Consider the following 15,932-nt stretch of genomic DNA (forward strand, 5'->3'; position numbering starts at 1 on the left):
CTGCGCCGCGACACCCGGTCTGCGGACGGCGCGGTGCCACTGTGGCAGAGATTTCACATGACAAGCCACGGCGGCCGGTGCTTCCTGCGCTCGGACTTCGGCATGCAGGCGGACGGGAAGCGGGGGAGTGGGGTGACGGGGAGGACCAGCTTTTTGCGCCGTCCGATCGGCGAGCCGTGGGACCTTGCCGCGGTATTGGGACTGCTGGCCCTGCTGGTACTGGTCGCCGTCACCTTCCGGCAGTACGGCATCTCCAACGATGAGGAGGTGCAGCATGTCTACGGCGCCAAGCTGATCGACTGGTACCGCAGCGGCTTCTGCGACGATTCGGCCTTCTCCTACAAGAACCTCTATCTCTATGGCGGACTGTTCGACATGGCGGCGGTGGCGCTGGCGCCGCTGCTGCCCTTCGACCCGTACGAGACGCGGCATCTGCTCTGTGCCCTGATCGGGGTGGCGGGGATCGCAGTGGTGTGGGGCGTCGGCCGCCGGCTGGCAGGGCCGCGGGCCGGATTCCTCGCCGGGGCGCTGCTGGCGCTGTGCGGTCCCTGGTATGGCGGGCTGTTCAACCACACCAAGGACGTGCCCTTTGCCGTGCTGATGATGGCGGGGGTGGCGCTGCTGGTCCGGCTGGCCGGGCAGATGCCACGGCCGAGCCTGCCCACGGTGCTGGGATTCGGTGTCGTCGCCGGGCTGGCGCTGGGCATCCGGGTCGGGGCGCTGCTGCTGTTTGGCTATGCGGCGGCGCTGCTGGCGGGCTGGCTGCTGCTGGGCGGCGTCTCCGTTGCCCGGCTTCGCGAGTCCGGGCGGGGAACGCCGCGCCTGCTGCCGGCGCTGCCGGTCGCCTATGGGCTGATGGCGGTCTTCTGGCCCTGGGCGGTGCTGGAGCCGCTGAACCCCTTGCGGGCGCTGGCCGATTTCTCGCACTTCCATTACCCGATCCGCACCCTGCTGGGCGGTTCGGAATATTGGATGTATGAGGTGCCGCGCAGCTATCTGGTCTGGTATCTCGGGATCAAGCTGCCGCTTGTGATGCTGGGCGGTGCCGTGCTGGGGCTGCTGGTTCTGCCGGCGGCCATGCATCGGGACCGGCTGGCCGGTGGGGAGGGCATCGCCCGCGCGGTCGGTTGCGGGCTGGTGGCGCTGGCGGCGCTGTTTCCGGTGGTCTGGTTTACCGTCACCCATGCGCCCGGCTATACGGCGATCCGCCATTTCCTGTTCGTGCTGCCGCCGCTGGCCGTTCTGGGCGGCATCGGGCTCGACCGGCTGCTCGGCTGGGCCGGCGCCTGGAGGTTCGGCGTGTCCCAGCGAACCGGGCGCGGGCTATCGGCCACCGTGCTGGCCGGACTTGCGCTGGCGCTGGTCCTGGGGCGCGAGGCGGTGGTCCTGGAGTCGCTGCATCCCAACGAATATGTCTATTTCAACGAGCTGGTCGGCGGCGTCGCCGGCGCGGTGCGCAGGTACGATGTCGATTACTGGGCCAACAGCCTGCCCGAAGCGGTCGAGGATTTGTCGGAGGTCATCGCCGCGGAGGAGGCGCGCACCCACCGCCACCGCAGCTACAGCGTCGCCGTCTGCGCCGAACCGCTGGCTTTCGAGAAGCTGGCGCCGGCCAACCTGCATTGGGTCACCGACTGGACCCGCGCCGACTTCTTCATCGCGCCGACGCAGGAGGATTGCGACACGCTGATGGCCGGCCCGACGGTGGCGGAGGTCGAGCGTGACGGCGCGCTGCTGGCGGTGGTGAAGGATCTGCGCAAGCCGGAGGAACCGGCAACGACCGTCGAAATGGCCCGCCTGCGCACCGGCCGCCAGCAGCGCCACTGGTGGTGACGGTCGGCTATCCCCGTGGCAGGAAGCGGGTGCGGTCCAGCCCGTGGCGGGCCATCTTTTCGTTCAGGGTGCGGCGGGGGATGTCCAGCAGGTCCATCACCGCCTTGATGTCGCCCTTGCAGCGCTCCAGCGCCTGTTCGATCACCCGTTTTTCGAAGGCATCGACCTGATCGGCCAGGGCGCGCGGCGGTGCCGCCGTCTCTCCCCCGACGGGGCGGCGGCGCAGCAGGCCGGCAACGCCGCTGCGCCCCACCGACAGGACGTGGCGTTCGGCCAGATTGCGCAGCTCCCGCACATTGCCGGGCCAGTCGTGGGCGAGCAGGGCGTCGAGGTCGGCCGGCTCCAGCGGACGCGGTTCGCGGCCATGGCGGGTGGCGAACTCGGCGGTGAAATAGTCGAACAGCAGCGGAATATCCTCCGCCCGCGCCCGCAGCGGCGGGATGTGCAGTTCCGCCACGTTCAGCCGGTAATAGAGGTCGGCGCGGAAGCGCCCCTCCTCGCTGAGGTCGAGCAGGTCGATCTTGGTCGCCGCGACCAGCCGCAGATCGACCGCGACCTGCTTGTTGGAGCCCAGCCGTTCGATGGTGCGTTCCTGGAGCGCGCGCAGCAGCTTGACCTGGATGGCGAGCGGCATGCTCTCGATCTCGTCGAGGAACAGGGTGCCGCCGCTGGAATGCTCCAGCTTGCCGGTGCGGCGCTGGGTGGCGCCGGTGAAGGCGCCGGGCTCGTGCCCGAAAAGCTCGCTCTCCGCCATGCTGTCGGGGATGGCGCCGCAATTGACGGCGACGAAAGCGCCCTTTGAGCCTCTGGGACCGAAATCGTGCAGGCAGCGGGCGACAAGTTCCTTCCCCGTGCCGGTCTCGCCATGGATCAGCACGCTGGCGCTGGTGGCGGCGAGGTCGATCAGGTCGCGCCGCAACTCGGCGATGGCGGGAGAGGTGCCGATCAGCCGCGCCTCGATCCCGCCGCCGGCCGCGCGGCGGCGCAGGCCGCGATTCTCCAGCACCAGACGGCGCTTCTCCACCGCGCGGCGGAGGACGGCGACCAGATTGTCGGGCTCGAAGGGCTTCTCGATGAAGTCGTAGGCGCCGCGCCGCATCGCCTCCACCGCCAGGGCCACGTCGCCATGGCCGGTCACCAGGATCACCGGCAGGTCGGCGTCGCGCTCCAGCGCCCGCTCCAGCACGGCCATGCCGTCCATCCGCGGCATCCGCACGTCGGTCACCAGCACGCCAGGAAAGTCGGGCGACAGCAGGTCCAGCGCCGGCTGCGGCGTCTCGAAGCCCTGTGCCGCGAAGCCGGCCAGTTGCAGCCATTGCGTCACCGACACGCGCATCGCCAACTCGTCGTCGATGAAAAGCACGGAGGTGGCAAGCGGATCGGTCTTCATCTGGCCCTCACTGTGCCTCCGGCAGCTGAACGACGAAGCAGGCGCCGCCCTCGGGATTGTTCTCCGCCCGCAGCGTGCCGCCGAAGTCGCGCACGATGCCATAGGATAGTGACAGCCCGAGGCCAAGCCCCTGTCCGACCTCCTTGGTGGTGAAGAAGGGGTCGAACAGCTGGAACTGGTGCGCCTCGGCAATGCCGGTGCCGGTGTCGCGGATGCGGATTTCCCAGTTGTCGCCGTTTGGAGCGGCATTGCGGGTGGCGGTCAGGGTCAGGCGCCGGTCCCCGCTGTCCTCCATGGCGTCGGCAGCATTGCGCAGCAGGTTGACGAAGACCTGCTCCAGCCGCACCGCGTCGCCGCGAACAAAGGCGTCGGGCGGGATCGACCGGTCAACCTGCACCTCTTCCTCGCGCAGGCGGGAGGTCAGCAGGGCCAGCGCGCGGTCCATGGCGCGGGCGACCGGAACGGCCTCCACCCGTGCCGGCCCCTTGCGGGCGAACTCTTTCAAATGGCCGGACAGCAGCGCCATCCGCTCCGCCAGATCGCCGATCATGGCGAGGTTGTCGCGGACCATCGCCGTTTCCCCCCGCTCGGCCAGCAGCCGGGTGGAGGCGACGAAGGTGCGGATGGCGGCCAGCGGCTGGTTGATCTCATGGGCCAGCGCCGCCGACATCTGGCCGAGTGCCGCCAGCTTGCCGGCCTGCACCAGCTCCTCCTGCGCGTCGCGCAGGATGCGGTTGGCGGTCACCAGTTCGGCCGTGCGTTCCTCCACCCGGCGTTCCAGCGTCACCCGCGCCTCACGCTGGAGCCGCAGGGTCTGGCGCCGCTGCCAGCCCAGCGCCGTTGCGGCGGCCAGCAGCAGGATGCCCATGGCAGTCAGTATGGCGGCACCGGTGGCCTCCGCCTTCACCGGTTCCAGATCGGACAGGAAGCGGATGGTCCATCCGAACTCCGGCAGCGCAAGCTCCTGCATCAGAAAGGCGCGGCGGGTTGCGCCCGGGCCGGAGGCCCCCGGGGCAGAGATCGGAAGGCTGACCAGCCGGGCGCCGTATTCCATCAGCGGGCCGTCATGCAGGCCGAGCGGGGGGAGGTCGCTGTGGTCATACTGGCGGGTCTGGGCCAGCCTGTCCGTCACCGCATCGGGCAGCGGGCGCAGGGCGCGGTATTTCCATTCGGCATGGCTGGACAGGAAGACGATGCCGTTCTCGTCGGTCACCAGCACCCGCTCGCCGCCAGCCGCCCAGTCGCGCTGCACCGGTTCCAGATCGATCTTGACCACGGCGACGCCGGTCAGCGCCTCGCCCCGACGCACCGCATGCGACAGGAAATAGCCGGGCAGCCCGGTGGTGACGCCGATGCCGAAGTAACGGCCGCTGCCACTCTCCACCGCCTGACGGAAATAGGGGCGGAAGTCGTAAGTATGGCCGATGAAGCTCTGCACCGGATCGGCCCAGTTGCTGGCCGCCAACGCCAATCCCTTGCGGTCCACCACATAGAGCGCCGCCGATCCGGCCGCCGCGTTCGCCGTCTCCAGCCGCCGGTTCACGGCGTCCCGCTGCAGGTCCGAAGGCGCGTCGAGCAGGTCGAGCACCTCATGGTCGCGGGCGAGCAGGAAGGGCAGATAGTCGTAACGGCCGACCGCGTTGCGGATGCTGCTGGCATAGAGGCCGAGACGCTGGTCGCCGTTGAGGGTCAGCGCCGCCCGCGCCTCCGCCTCTGCCCAGCGATAGGCGCCCCAGCAGGCCAATGCCGTCACCGCGGCCAGCGCCGCGACGAGGATCGCCATCCTGCGGCGGCGCAGCGGACGGGGGGGAACGGTGTCGACCATGCCTGTCTATGGAGCCGCCGGGGCGACGCTGTCCAGCGCCTTTTCCGACGGAGCGACGGAGCGGTAAAGCAGCGCCGGATTTTGAATGAACGTTTAATCAAGAAAGTCCGGACAGGAAATGACGGGGAATCATTTCTATGCCTATGTCAAATGAACAGCCGTCCGATCCGTGACATTGGCCGGGTTTTGTTGTTTGCGTCACTTTCATGGTGCACGAAAGCCGGCTATGGTGCGCCGCCGACGGCTTGGGCTCGACCTTGCCGCAACTGCCGGCAACGGGATCGAAACGGGGGGACAGGATCATGGACGCCGAATCCATTCGCGCCGCTTATCGCCGCTACGCCGGCTTCTACGACCGCGTGTTCGGGGTGCTTCTGGCATCGGGCCGGCATGCGGCGGTGGAGTGGCTGAACCGCCGCGGCGGCCTGCGTATTCTGGAGGTCGGCGTCGGCACCGGCCTGTCGCTGTCCGACTATCGCAAGGACAACCGCGTCGTCGGCATCGACCTGTCCACCGACATGCTGAAGGTGGCGCAGGACCGGGTGGAGCGCGAGAAGCTCGACCATGTCGAGGGGCTGCTGGAGATGGATGCCGGCAAGCTGGCCTTCGCCGACGGCAGCTTCGACGTGGTGGTCGCCATGTATGTGATGACCGTCGTCCCCGACCCCCAGGGCACGATGGCGGAGTTGGAGCGCGTCTGCAAACCCGGCGGCGACATCGTGATCGTCAACCACTTCGCCGCCCCCGAAGCCGGTGTCCGCCGCGCGGTGGAGGGGTGGCTGTCGCCCTTGTCGAAGAAGCTCGGCTGGCGGCCGGACTTCACGCTCGATGCGATGATGACCGGGTCGCGGCTGGCGGTGGAGAGCATCCGCACGCTGCCGCCCTTCGGGCTGTTCAGCCTGCTGCACTGCCGGCGTGGCTAGAGTGTAATCAGCGCGATCCGTCAGGCTGGGACGCGCTCGGCACGGTCGTTCCGACGCAGGGCGCGGCTCCGCCTGCCGGCCATGATCGCCGGCCGCTCGATCGCCAGATGGACGAGGCTGGCGACCGCCACGACGAGGATGCCTGTCCCCGCCAGCGCCAGCGCGTACAGCCCTGCATCCTCCCCGACAAGCGAACGCACGGGAGCGTTGGCGGTGATTGCTGTCCAGATCACGATGCCGTGCAGCAGATAGACGCCGTAGCTGATTTCCCCCAGCCACAGAACCGGCTGACAGGTCAGGGCTCCGCGGAATCTCTGACCGGCGGCGACGGCGACGAAGAACAGACCGAGCCCCAGCACGGGGAGCGGCGCATAGGCGGTGTCGAAGCCCGCCACAGCCGCCGACAGGCCGGCGAGCGCCACAGCCAGACCGCGGTTCGACCGCGCGAACCGCAAGAGACCGGGCCGGTGGATCGCACAGGCGGCGGCGATGCCGCCCAGGAAGCACTCCAGCACCGCAAGGCTGAAATTGCGGAAATAGAGCAGGAGGATCAGCGTTGCCGCGATGGAGACGAGAGCCGGTCGCAGCCGGCGGGCCGGCGTGAACAGGAAGGCGAGTGCCGGCAGCGCCGCGTAGAACAGCAGCTCGTAGGGTAGGGACCAGGTGGCATAGGCGACGATCTGCCCGGTATTCTCCATGCCATTGATGGGCGGAGCCTTGAAGGTCGCCCAGCCAACCAGCCGGCGCAGCAGGTCGAGCGGACCGGTCCTGACTTCGAAGCCCGTCGAGGCCAGCGCCAGCACCGCGACCAGCAGCACGGCGACCGCATAGACCGGATAGACCCGGTAACAGCGGGACGACACGAAGCCCAGCCAATCCATGTCCGGACCGGCCTTCAGCAGCTTGTCCCAGAACAGGAAAGCGGTGACCATGAAGAACAGCGCCACGCTGGCCTGTCCCAGTTGGGTGTAGAGCCGGGAGGGCGGCAGCGCCCAAAGGCCGGTGTGGAGGTATTGCCAGGTGATGATGCCGTGATGGATGAACACGGCATAGGCCAGCAGCCCACGCATCCCGTCGATGGCGGCGTACCGGCCGTCATTTCTGCTTTCGGGGCAGGCCTGCGGGCGAAGCGGACGGGGAACGAGGCGCAGAATGGCCCAGGACGCGCAGATTGCCACCGCGAAGAGGAAAACCGACAGGAGCGGGGAGAAAGCCATAGCGTCGTTCCGGATCGTCATACGCGGCCCTCGTGGGGCCGCGTGATGGGGAGATGCCTGCGGATCGCTTGTCAAGGCTGTTCGCCGGTCTCCGGCTGGGCTCCACCGCTCCATCCCGCGTGACCGCGCCCGCCGCCTGCTGTTAGTCTCGGCGGCACCACACAGGCGATCACGGGAGCGGGACCATGGCCGGACAGAGCGGCGATCTGGCGGGGAAGCGGATTCTGGTGCCGGAAAGCCGGGACCTCGACCTGTTCGCCGGCATGATGGAACAGCATGGCGCCGAGACGATCCGCTGTCCGATGGTAAAAATCCTCGACCTCGACGACCCGGCACCGGCACGGGCGTGGCTGGAGCGGCTGCTGACCGAGGGGTTCGACGACATCGTCCTGCTGACCGGCGAAGGGCTGCGGCGACTGATGACCGTCGCCCGCGCCATAGAGCGCGAGACCGAGGTGATCGCCGCCATCGGCCGCGCGCGGGTCTTCGTCCGTGGCCCGAAGCCGGTGAAGGCGCTCCGCGAGATCGGCTGCGCCCCCTACAAATCCGCTCCTGCCCCGACCACCGACGGCGTCATCGCCATGCTGGGGGACGAGGATTGTCCGGCCGCCGCGTCGGTATCCAGCTTTATCCCGACAACCCGAACGAACCGCTGCTGGAGGCGGTGCGGGCGCGCGGTGGCTTGCCGGTGGCGGTCACCCCCTACCGCTACGCCAACGATTCGGAGACCGGCGCCGTCCAGGCGGCGATCCGCGACATGGCGGAGGGGCGCATCGACTTCGTCGCCTTCACCGCCTCCCCCCAGGTGCGGCGTCTGCATGAGGTGGCGGAGGCCTGCGGCCTTGGCGACGCCTTCCGCCAGGGCTTCGCCAGGACGCGCATCGCCGCCGTCGGTCCGGTGGTGGCCGAGGCGGTGGAGGCGGCCGGCGGAACCGTCGCGGTTTCTCCGGACTCGACCTTCCACATGAAGCCGCTGGTCAACGCCATCCGCCGGCTGCTGACCGAGGGGGATGGAAACGGGCCGACCTGATCGTGCCGGCGCCTTTGCCGGCCAGCGACCTTTCGCCCCACCCCTCTTCTGCGCAGGTCAATTGATAACAATTCTCACTCTCGTTTAACCTTTGACGCTCAGTGTCGGCCTCAGTCAGTGGCCGTTGCCAGGAGCGTCATCATGTCCACTCTCCCCGTTTTCCTGCCCCGTGCCTTGGTGCTGGCGCTCTTTTCGGCCGGTCTGGCGGGAGGCGGGGCGGCGTTCGCTGCCGATCTTTCAAGCAAGGAGAGGCTGGGGGAGGCGCTGTTCTCGGACACCGCCCTGTCGGCCAACCGCACCCAGTCTTGCGCCGACTGCCACAACCCGGATTTCGGCTTTGCCGATCCGCGCACCGGCGGGTCGGGTGGGGCGGCGTCGGTCGGCGACAACGGCAAATCGGTGGGCGACCGCAACGCGCCGACGGCGAGCTATGCCGCCTTCACGCCGTCCTTCCACATCAGGGCCGACGGCAAGGCGGTCGGCGGACAGTTCTGGGACGGCCGCGCCGCCACCCTGAAGGATCAGGCCGGCGGCCCGCCGCTGAATCCGGCGGAGATGGGGCTGACGTCCAAGGAGCAGGCACGCGCCCGGCTGGCGGAGAATCCCGACTATGCCCGTGCCTTCGTGGCGCTCTACGGCGCCGGCGTGCTGGACGATGCGGAGCGTGCCTATGACGCGATGAGCGACAGCATCGCCGCCTTCGAGAAGACCGACCGCTTTGCGCCCTTCGACTCGAAATACGACCGCTCCCTGCGCGGCGAGTACAAGATGACGGCGGAGGAGGATTTGGGGATGACCCTGTTCTTCTCCACCCAGTTCACCAACTGCAACCAGTGCCACAAGTTGAAGCCGATGCCGGCCGCCGTGGGCGAGACCTTCACCAATTACGAACACCACAACATCGGCGTGCCGGCCAATCCCGCCCTGCGCGAGGCGACGGCCAAGGCAGGGTTCGCCGACCGCGGGCTGCACGACAATCCGGCAGCGGCCAAGCCCGCTTACGAGGGGAAATTCAAGACACCGACCCTGCGCAACGTCGCGGTGACCGGCCCCTATATGCACAACGGGGTGTTCAAGGATTTGGAAACGGTGGTCCGCTTCTACGACCACTACAACAACCGGACGGAAAAGGCTGCGCTCAACCCGGAGACGGGCAAGCCGTGGGGACCGCCGGAGGTGGCGGCGAACCTGTCGTCAAAGGAACTGGAATCGGCGCCCGCCCTGGATACCCGCCGCGTCAAGGCGCTGGTCGCCTTCATGAAGACGCTGACCGATGCGCGGTACGAGCATCTGTTGAAATAGCGCACTCACCGAATGGGGCCGGACTACGGTCCTCAATGACCGATGTCGATGCGGAAGAGTTCCAGATCCAGCAGTTCCATCGATATCCGGGGGCGTCCGGCGGCCTTGCGGGAGGACAGCCTGCGGGCCAGCGGTTGGCTGAGCCAAGCAGCGCGGGCGCGGTCGAACAGGGAGGTGCAGCGGTGGGACAGTCTGGCGTTCATGGCTGATCGGACTCTCTCGCAAGGGGTTAAGTCGGCGGCGGCGTGGCTCCTGTGAGCAGTTGCAATAAGAATGTCCTGGCACTGTGACAGTTTCTATCGCCCGAAGGTCTAACCCCTACGCCTTTGGGCCGGGAATCGGTCTCTTTCGCCGCAATCTTCGACCAAAGACGGAGGGCAGGGGGCGTCACATCACCACGCCGACCAGCCGGCGCAGGGCGTCGCGCGCCTCGCTGTCCAGAACGGGGATGCCGTTGCGGGCCTCCAGCATGAAGGCGCCGGGATCGGACAGGGTGCGCATGGCGAAGCCGGCAACCGTCGGCGGTTCGCTGCTGAGCGGCTGCTGATCGTAGACGGGGGTGAAACTGCAGCCGGCGAGCAGAGCGCGGATCATCAGCGACTCGTCCGACGTGGCGCCGGCCGCCGGCGTGTTGATGCCGAACAGCAACCCTTCCGCCTCCGCCTCCGTCACCATCCCGCGATCCAGCAGGATGTCGACCATGGCCGAGCTGGTCGTCACCGGCGACGCGCGCCCCTTCCAGCAGAAGCGGCCATCGTCCCAGCCGACATCGAGGCTGCGGAAGATCATGTAGGGTTCGCTGCTGCCGGGGGTGCCGGCCACGATGTAATTCACCCGGACGAGCCCGTTCCATGCCCCGGCCGGTGCAACGATGCAGGACAGCCCGTTGCGGATCAGGCGCAGATAGGTGTCGTTGATGCCCGATGGTTCGAATTCAAAAAGCATGGGATTTCACCTCGCTGCCACCCGTCACCAAGCTGCCGGGCGGCACGGTGTTCCCGTGGCCCAGTCTGTGTTCGCTTGAGTCAGGTGAGTGGCTCGGGTGCCCGCGCAAACTGTCCATGCGGGCGTCCCTCCTTTGCGCACAAAAGCGAAAGGCGGTAGGCCGTTCCGACGGCCACCGCCTTTTGCGCTCATGCCGAGGTGTTGGCGACCGTCAGTTGGCGGGGCCGAGGAAGACGCTGTCGCGGCTGTTCTTCTCGGCGGTGCCGGTGTCGGACAGCTGGAAGGTCAGGGGAAGGGAGGCGGCGGTGAGTGCCGTGCGCGGGGCCGTCACATAGACGCGGTAGGTGGCGACGCTGTCCGGCTCCGCCGAGATGATGGCGGTGTGGGCGGCGGCCTCGTCTTCCGCCTCGCCGATCACCTTGATGTCGGCATTGGTCAGGCCCGCGACGCTGAGGGTGTAGGAGCGGTTCTGCCGGGTCTTGTTGGCGACCTTGAAGGTGTAGGCGTTGCGGATCGACCCGTCCGACAGCGTCACGAACAGCGGGGCGCGGTCGCGCAGAACGGTGATGTTCAGGCTGGGGCGGAGCGCGAAGCTCCAGGCCATCGCACCGCCGATGACCAGCATCATCAGGGCATAGACGATGACGCGCGGACGGAACAGGTGCCACTGGTAGCTCTTGCCGGAAGCCCGCGTATCCTGGGCGGCCAGCGAATCGAAGGCGATCAGGCGGGTGGGCAGGCCCTGCTGGATCATGATGCTGTCGCAGGCGTCGACGCACAGGCCGCAGTTGATGCAGTCTGACTGCTCGCCGGTGCGCACGTCGATGCCCATCGGGCAGACCTGCACGCACTGGCCGCAGTCGATGCAGTCGCCGAAGCCCTGGGCGCGGCGCTCGTCCCAGCTCTGCGATTTGCGCTTCGGGCCGCGGTTGTCGCCGCGGTCGACCTGATAGGTGACGACGAGCGAATGTTCGTCCAACATCGCGCTCTGGATGCGCGGCCACGGGCACATGTACATGCACATCTGCTCGCGCGTCCAGCCGGCCATCACATAGGTCATGCCGACAAAGATGCCGAAGAACGACGTCGCCTCGTAGCTGGCCTGGAAGGTGGCCAGATCGTGCAGCAGGGCAGGTGCGTCGGTGAAATAGGCGAGGAAGCCGAAGCCGGTGACGAGGCTCAGCGCAATCCAGCCGGCATGCTTGCCTGCCTTGCGCAGGATCTTGCGCGTCGTCCAGGGCTGCTTGTCCATGCGGATGCGCTCCGCCCGGTCGCCTTCGAAGACGCGCTCGATCCACACGAACAGGTCGGTCCACACCGTGTGCGGGCAGGCGAAGCCGCACCAGACACGCCCGGCCAGCGCCGTCGCCAGGAACAGGCCCAGCGCCGCGACGATCAGGAGTCCGGTGAGGTAGTAAATCTCCTGCGGCCAGATCTCGATCCAGAACAGGAAGAAGCGCGGCGTGGTCAGGTCGAACAGCACCGCCTGGGCCGGCGCATCGGGACCGCGCTCCCAGCGGATCCAGGGGGCGATGAAGAACAGTGCCAGAAGAACGGAGAAGGTGACGGTCTTCAGGCGGCGATAGAGGCCCTTGACCGCCTTCGGATGAATCGTCTTATGGTTTTCGTACAGCGGAACCTTGGCGGGTTGGGCGGGGCCCTGCTGAACGATGCTTCCGTCTGGCATGTCGATGCGCCTGATTTCCGGTTCCACGTTGGCGCGGAGCATAGTCGACCGCCGATGCGGCGCGTTTGACCTCTGTCAAACAACGTCGATATTCCGAAAAGCCCCTTCAGGTCCGAGGCTTTCCACCGGTTCGAGGGATCCGCGTTTCGGGGTCCGTTAATACTGTGCCGGCGGGCCCGTTCACAAGCTCATTGTTGTCGGATTCAAACGGTATCACGAACAATACTGCTACTATACTGTGCTAAATTGCAACAATCAGCGCAACGTACCGTCCCAGCTTGCCGACGGTCACCAGCAGCAGGAACAGGCGCAGGTCGACGCGCAGGATGCCGGCGACGAGCGTCAGCGGATCGCCGATCACCGGCACCCAGGCCAGCAGCAACGACCAGACGCCGAAACGCTGGTACCATCCGGTCGCCCGTTCGACCAGCGGGCGGGAAACCGGGAACCAGCGGCGGTCCTGAAAATGCATCAGATAGCGGCCGAGCGCCCAGTTGATCGTGGAGCCGGCGACATTTCCGACAGTCGCCACCAGAATCAGCAGGCCGTCGTGATAGTTGCCGGAAGCATGCAGCCCGGCGAGCAGAAGCTCGGACTGGGCGGGAAAAATCGTCGCGGCCACCAGCGCCACCAGGAACAGGCTGCCATAGGCCGCGACATCCCCCATCATGCAAATCCTTTTCCCGTCAACGGCTTGACTGCCGCACCCCACGACAGGCGCTGGATTAGGCTTCGTGGTCGCGTAAAATCAAGAGGCCTGTCCGTGGGATTTCCCGGGAATAGTCCCGCAATGGCGCTTGCCCGGCAACTTCAGAGATATAAGAATGCAAACGACAAATCTATCTGCGTGTCTGAATTCGTGAGTATTCCCGTAATCAATCCTATTTGGAGTAGGGTCTTCGCGCGACTTCGGTGGCTGGCGGACTGAGCGGAGGGAGTAGGCACGGGCATGTGGGAAACCGGGTTCGCCCGCTTCGATGCCGACGAACGTCTGGTGTGGGCCAATGCCGCCTTCGCGGCCCGGTTCGCCGTGGCTGGCAACACGACGCTGGATGGTCTGTTCGGCAGCCTGCTGGGCGGTGCGATGGCCGATCTGCGCCGCGGCCGGCCGATGACGTCTGGGCTTCCCGACGGCAGCGCCGTCACATTGGCGCTGGGAAGCGGCGGAGCGGGCGAATGGCTGCTGACGGCGGTCGAGGCGGCCGTTGCCGGCATCCCGGCGGAGCATGAACCGTGGGCGAAGACCAGCTCGGTGCTCGACTGCCTCAGCCAGGGGGTGATGGCCTTCGACCGCGACCTCCGGCTGGTCGCCTGGAACCGGCGCGTGCTGGAGCTGCTCTACATCGACCCCGGATTCCCGTGCTACGCCCAGCCTTACGAGGCGGTGGTCCGCCACATCGCGGAACAGGGCGGCTACGGCCGCGGCAATGTCGACGATCTGGTGGCGCAGCGGCTGCACCATATCCGCAAGGCGCCCTGGCCCTTCTACAACGAGCGTGTCCTGCCCGATGGCGTCATCATCGAGACGGTGACCCTGCCGCTGCCCGACGGCGGATTCGTCACCACCTACACCGACATCACCCGCCGCAAGCAGGCGGAGCGCGAGCTGGCCTCCAGCCGGGAATTGCTGGAACAGGCGATCCGGGCGGCGCGCGAGGGCATCTCGCAATGGGACCTGCACAGCGGGGAGGTGTGGTTTTCCCCGCAATGGTGGGGACTGCTGGGATATTCCGAAGCGGAAATGGACAACAGCCGCCGCCGCTGGGAGGAACTGCTCCATCCGCAGGACCGCGACGCCGCGCTGGAGATGGTGGAGGAGCTGGCGACCGGCCGCCGGTCGGAAAGCCGCCAGATCCAGCGTTTCCGCCACCGGTCCGGCCAGACGATCTTCCTGGAAACCCGCGTGCTGGCCGTGGCGGGAAATGACGGCCGGATCGTCCGCATCGTCGGCGCCCATACCGACGTCACCGAAAGCGTTCACGCGGCCGAGGCGGTGCGCGTCGCCAAGGATGAGGCCGAGCGGGCCTTGCAGGATTTGAAGGAGGCGCAGGTCCAACTGATCCAGGCGGAGAAGATGGCGGCCCTGGGATCGCTGGTGGCCGGCGTGACGCACGAGATCAACACGCCGGTCGGCATTGCCCTGACCGGCGCCTCGCTGTTGGCGGAGAAGACCCGTGCCTTGCGGCATCTCTTCGAAGCCGGCAGCCTGCGGCGCGGCGATTTCGCGGACTACATCGACATCGCCGACGAGGCGACGCAACTGATGCTGCTGAACATCGAGCGCGCGACCCGGCTGATCCAGAGCTTCAAGCAGATCGCCGTCGACCAGGCCAGCGAGGAACGCCGCGTCTTCGAACTGAACCAGTACATCCACGAGATTCTGTGCAGCCTGGGCATGCGCATCCGCCGCAGCGGGCATTCGGTCGAGGTGCGTTGTCCGGAGGGTCTGACGCTCGACAGCTACCCCGGCGTTTTCGGCCAGATCCTGACCAATTTCGTCATCAACTCGCTCCTGCACGGCTATGAGCCCGGCGTGCGCGGCCGGCTGACCGTGACGGTCACGGTGACGGGCGGAGAGGTGGAACTGGTCTATGCCGACGACGGGCGCGGCATTCCGGCCGACCTGCACGGCAAAATCTTCGAGCCTTTCTTCACCACCAGCCGCGACCGCGGCGGCAGCGGGCTGGGGTTGAACATCGTCTACAGGCTGGTCACGCGCACCCTGCGCGGCCGGCTGCGGCTGGAGAGCGGGCCGGCGGCGGGGACTGCCTTCACGCTGCGCTTCCCGCGTGTGACGCCGGCCGATCCGCTGCCGCTTTGAGGCCGGCGTCAGCCGGTGTGTGGCGTCTCCGGCATCCAGCCGACCGGCAGTGTTTCGCGTAACGCCTGCCGGATGATGGTGGCGAGATGATCGCCAATCGGGTTCGGCCCCTTGTCGGACCGCAAAAGTCTGAGGCCGAGCGACGGAAGTTGCGGCAAGCCGCAGGCGACGGGATCGAGCACGCGCACCGCCGCCGGCCGGCCCACCGGTGTCCGCAGGGCGATGCCGAGCCCCGCCGCCGTCGCCGCCCATAGGCCGCCCAGGCTCGGGCTGACGAAGGCGATGCGCCAGGCAATTCCATGCCGGTCCAGATGGTCACAGGCGATGGTGCGCAGCAGGCATGGCGCCTCCAATGCGGCAAGCGGCAACGGCTCGTTCCCGTCGGCCCGCCAGATTGGCGCCTCCTCCGCCGCGGTCAGCCAGCACAGCGGCAATGACGCGATCCGTTCGGTGGCCGATGCGCTGCCGTCGTCCCATGCCAGAGCCAGATCGAGATGGCCGGAGGCGATCTTTTCGGACAGCTCGCTGTTGCGGGCGATGCGTCCCTCGATCCGGACCTTGGGGTGGGCGCGGGCAAAGCGGCCGAGAACCTGCGGCAGCACGGTCTCGCCGAAATCCTCCTGGATTCCCAGCCGGACCCAGCCCTCCAGCCCCGCGCCGCGAACGGCGCTCATCGCCTCGTCATTCAGGCTCAACAGACGCCGGGCATAGGAGAGCAGCACCTCGCCGCCATCGGTGAGCGTCAACCCGCGACCCGATTTGCGCACCAGCGCCGTCCCGGCCTGCTCCTCCAGCTTTTTGAGCTGGGCGCTGACCGCCGATGTCGACCGCCCGAGCCGGTCGGCGGCCTGAGCGAAGGATCCGGCGTCGATGCCGGCGACGAAACTGCGCAGCGCGTCCATGTCGAGGTTGGTCAGGCGCATTTTAAAAATCCCGCAAAACAGGACGATTCATTCAGA

14 protein-coding genes and 1 pseudogene are annotated in these 15,932 nt (G+C 67.4%); 6 read left to right on the top strand and 9 right to left on the bottom strand.

All coding sequences use genetic code 11. The features are described 5' to 3' along the window. Positions 1-57 precede the first annotated feature (57 nt). Positions 58-1,833, top strand: a complete 1,776-nt coding sequence (locus ABNQ38_RS12875; protein WP_377807765.1) for a glycosyltransferase family 39 protein — start codon at positions 58-60, stop codon at positions 1,831-1,833. A 7-nt stretch (positions 1,834-1,840) separates the two neighbouring features. Here ABNQ38_RS12875 and ABNQ38_RS12880 read toward each other — a convergent pair whose 3' ends face one another. The 3 genes from ABNQ38_RS12880 to ABNQ38_RS12890 form a co-directional block, all read right to left on the bottom strand. Continuing rightward, a complete protein-coding gene (locus ABNQ38_RS12880) occupies positions 1,841-3,223 on the bottom strand; it encodes a sigma-54-dependent transcriptional regulator (protein ID WP_377807766.1) in 1,383 nt (460 codons plus the stop codon). Between the two features lie 7 nt (positions 3,224-3,230). Next, a complete protein-coding gene (locus tag ABNQ38_RS12885; protein WP_377807767.1) occupies positions 3,231-5,048 on the bottom strand; it encodes an ATP-binding protein in 1,818 nt (605 codons plus the stop codon). Between the two features lie 97 nt (positions 5,049-5,145). Then, a complete protein-coding gene (locus ABNQ38_RS12890) occupies positions 5,146-5,352 on the bottom strand; it encodes a hypothetical protein (protein WP_377807768.1) in 207 nt (68 codons plus the stop codon). Here ABNQ38_RS12890 and ABNQ38_RS12895 point away from each other — a divergent pair. Beyond that, on the top strand, positions 5,351-5,971 hold the full coding sequence (locus ABNQ38_RS12895; protein ID WP_377807769.1) for a class I SAM-dependent methyltransferase: 621 nt from the start codon (positions 5,351-5,353) through the stop codon (positions 5,969-5,971). The genes ABNQ38_RS12890 and ABNQ38_RS12895 overlap by 2 nt on opposite strands. 20 nt (positions 5,972-5,991) lie before the next feature. Here the strand turns inward: ABNQ38_RS12895 and ABNQ38_RS12900 are convergent, their stop codons facing one another. Then, on the bottom strand, positions 5,992-7,188 hold the full coding sequence (locus tag ABNQ38_RS12900; RefSeq protein ID WP_377807770.1) for an acyltransferase family protein: 1,197 nt from the start codon (positions 7,186-7,188) through the stop codon (positions 5,992-5,994). Positions 7,189-7,490: 302 nt separating this feature from the next. Between ABNQ38_RS12900 and ABNQ38_RS12905 the strand changes: the two are divergent. From ABNQ38_RS12905 to ABNQ38_RS12915, 3 genes and pseudogenes are all read left to right on the top strand, one after another. Further along, a pseudogene (locus tag ABNQ38_RS12905) lies at positions 7,491-7,715 on the top strand (uroporphyrinogen-III synthase); the annotation flags it as partial. A 71-nt stretch (positions 7,716-7,786) separates the two neighbouring features. Further along, a complete protein-coding gene (locus ABNQ38_RS12910; protein WP_377807771.1) occupies positions 7,787-8,218 on the top strand; it encodes a uroporphyrinogen-III synthase in 432 nt (143 codons plus the stop codon). A gap of 141 nt (positions 8,219-8,359) precedes the next feature. Then, on the top strand, positions 8,360-9,520 hold the full coding sequence (locus tag ABNQ38_RS12915) for a cytochrome-c peroxidase (RefSeq protein ID WP_377807772.1): 1,161 nt from the start codon (positions 8,360-8,362) through the stop codon (positions 9,518-9,520). Positions 9,521-9,552: 32 nt separating this feature from the next. Here ABNQ38_RS12915 and ABNQ38_RS12920 read toward each other — a convergent pair whose 3' ends face one another. The 4 genes from ABNQ38_RS12920 to ABNQ38_RS12935 all read right to left on the bottom strand — a co-directional run bounded on the left by ABNQ38_RS12920 (position 9,553) and on the right by ABNQ38_RS12935 (position 12,819). Next, the gene (locus tag ABNQ38_RS12920) at positions 9,553-9,723 is read right to left on the bottom strand and encodes a hypothetical protein (RefSeq protein WP_377807773.1); all 171 of its coding nucleotides are present in this window, start codon (positions 9,721-9,723) and stop codon (positions 9,553-9,555) included. A 184-nt stretch (positions 9,724-9,907) separates the two neighbouring features. Continuing rightward, entirely contained in the window at positions 9,908-10,465 is a 558-nt protein-coding gene (locus ABNQ38_RS12925; protein WP_377807774.1) for a hypothetical protein, read from the bottom strand. Between the two features lie 211 nt (positions 10,466-10,676). Next, positions 10,677-12,152 (bottom strand): cytochrome c oxidase accessory protein CcoG, encoded by a 1,476-nt coding sequence (ccoG, locus tag ABNQ38_RS12930; protein WP_377807775.1) that lies wholly within the window; start codon positions 12,150-12,152, stop codon positions 10,677-10,679. Between the two features lie 241 nt (positions 12,153-12,393). After that, positions 12,394-12,819, bottom strand: a complete 426-nt coding sequence (locus ABNQ38_RS12935) for a YqaA family protein (RefSeq protein ID WP_109452952.1) — start codon at positions 12,817-12,819, stop codon at positions 12,394-12,396. Positions 12,820-13,101: 282 nt separating this feature from the next. On the opposite strand from ABNQ38_RS12935, the gene ABNQ38_RS12940 reads away from it, so the two are divergent. Continuing rightward, positions 13,102-14,973, top strand: a complete 1,872-nt coding sequence (locus ABNQ38_RS12940) for a PAS-domain containing protein (protein ID WP_377807776.1) — start codon at positions 13,102-13,104, stop codon at positions 14,971-14,973. A gap of 8 nt (positions 14,974-14,981) precedes the next feature. Here ABNQ38_RS12940 and ABNQ38_RS12945 read toward each other — a convergent pair whose 3' ends face one another. Then, the gene (locus ABNQ38_RS12945) at positions 14,982-15,896 is read right to left on the bottom strand and encodes a LysR substrate-binding domain-containing protein (RefSeq protein WP_377807777.1); all 915 of its coding nucleotides are present in this window, start codon (positions 15,894-15,896) and stop codon (positions 14,982-14,984) included. Positions 15,897-15,932: the final 36 nt, after the last annotated feature.

Source organism: Azospirillum sp. A29 (genome assembly GCF_042604625.1).
Classification (GTDB): Bacteria; Pseudomonadota; Alphaproteobacteria; order Azospirillales; family Azospirillaceae; genus Azospirillum; species Azospirillum palustre.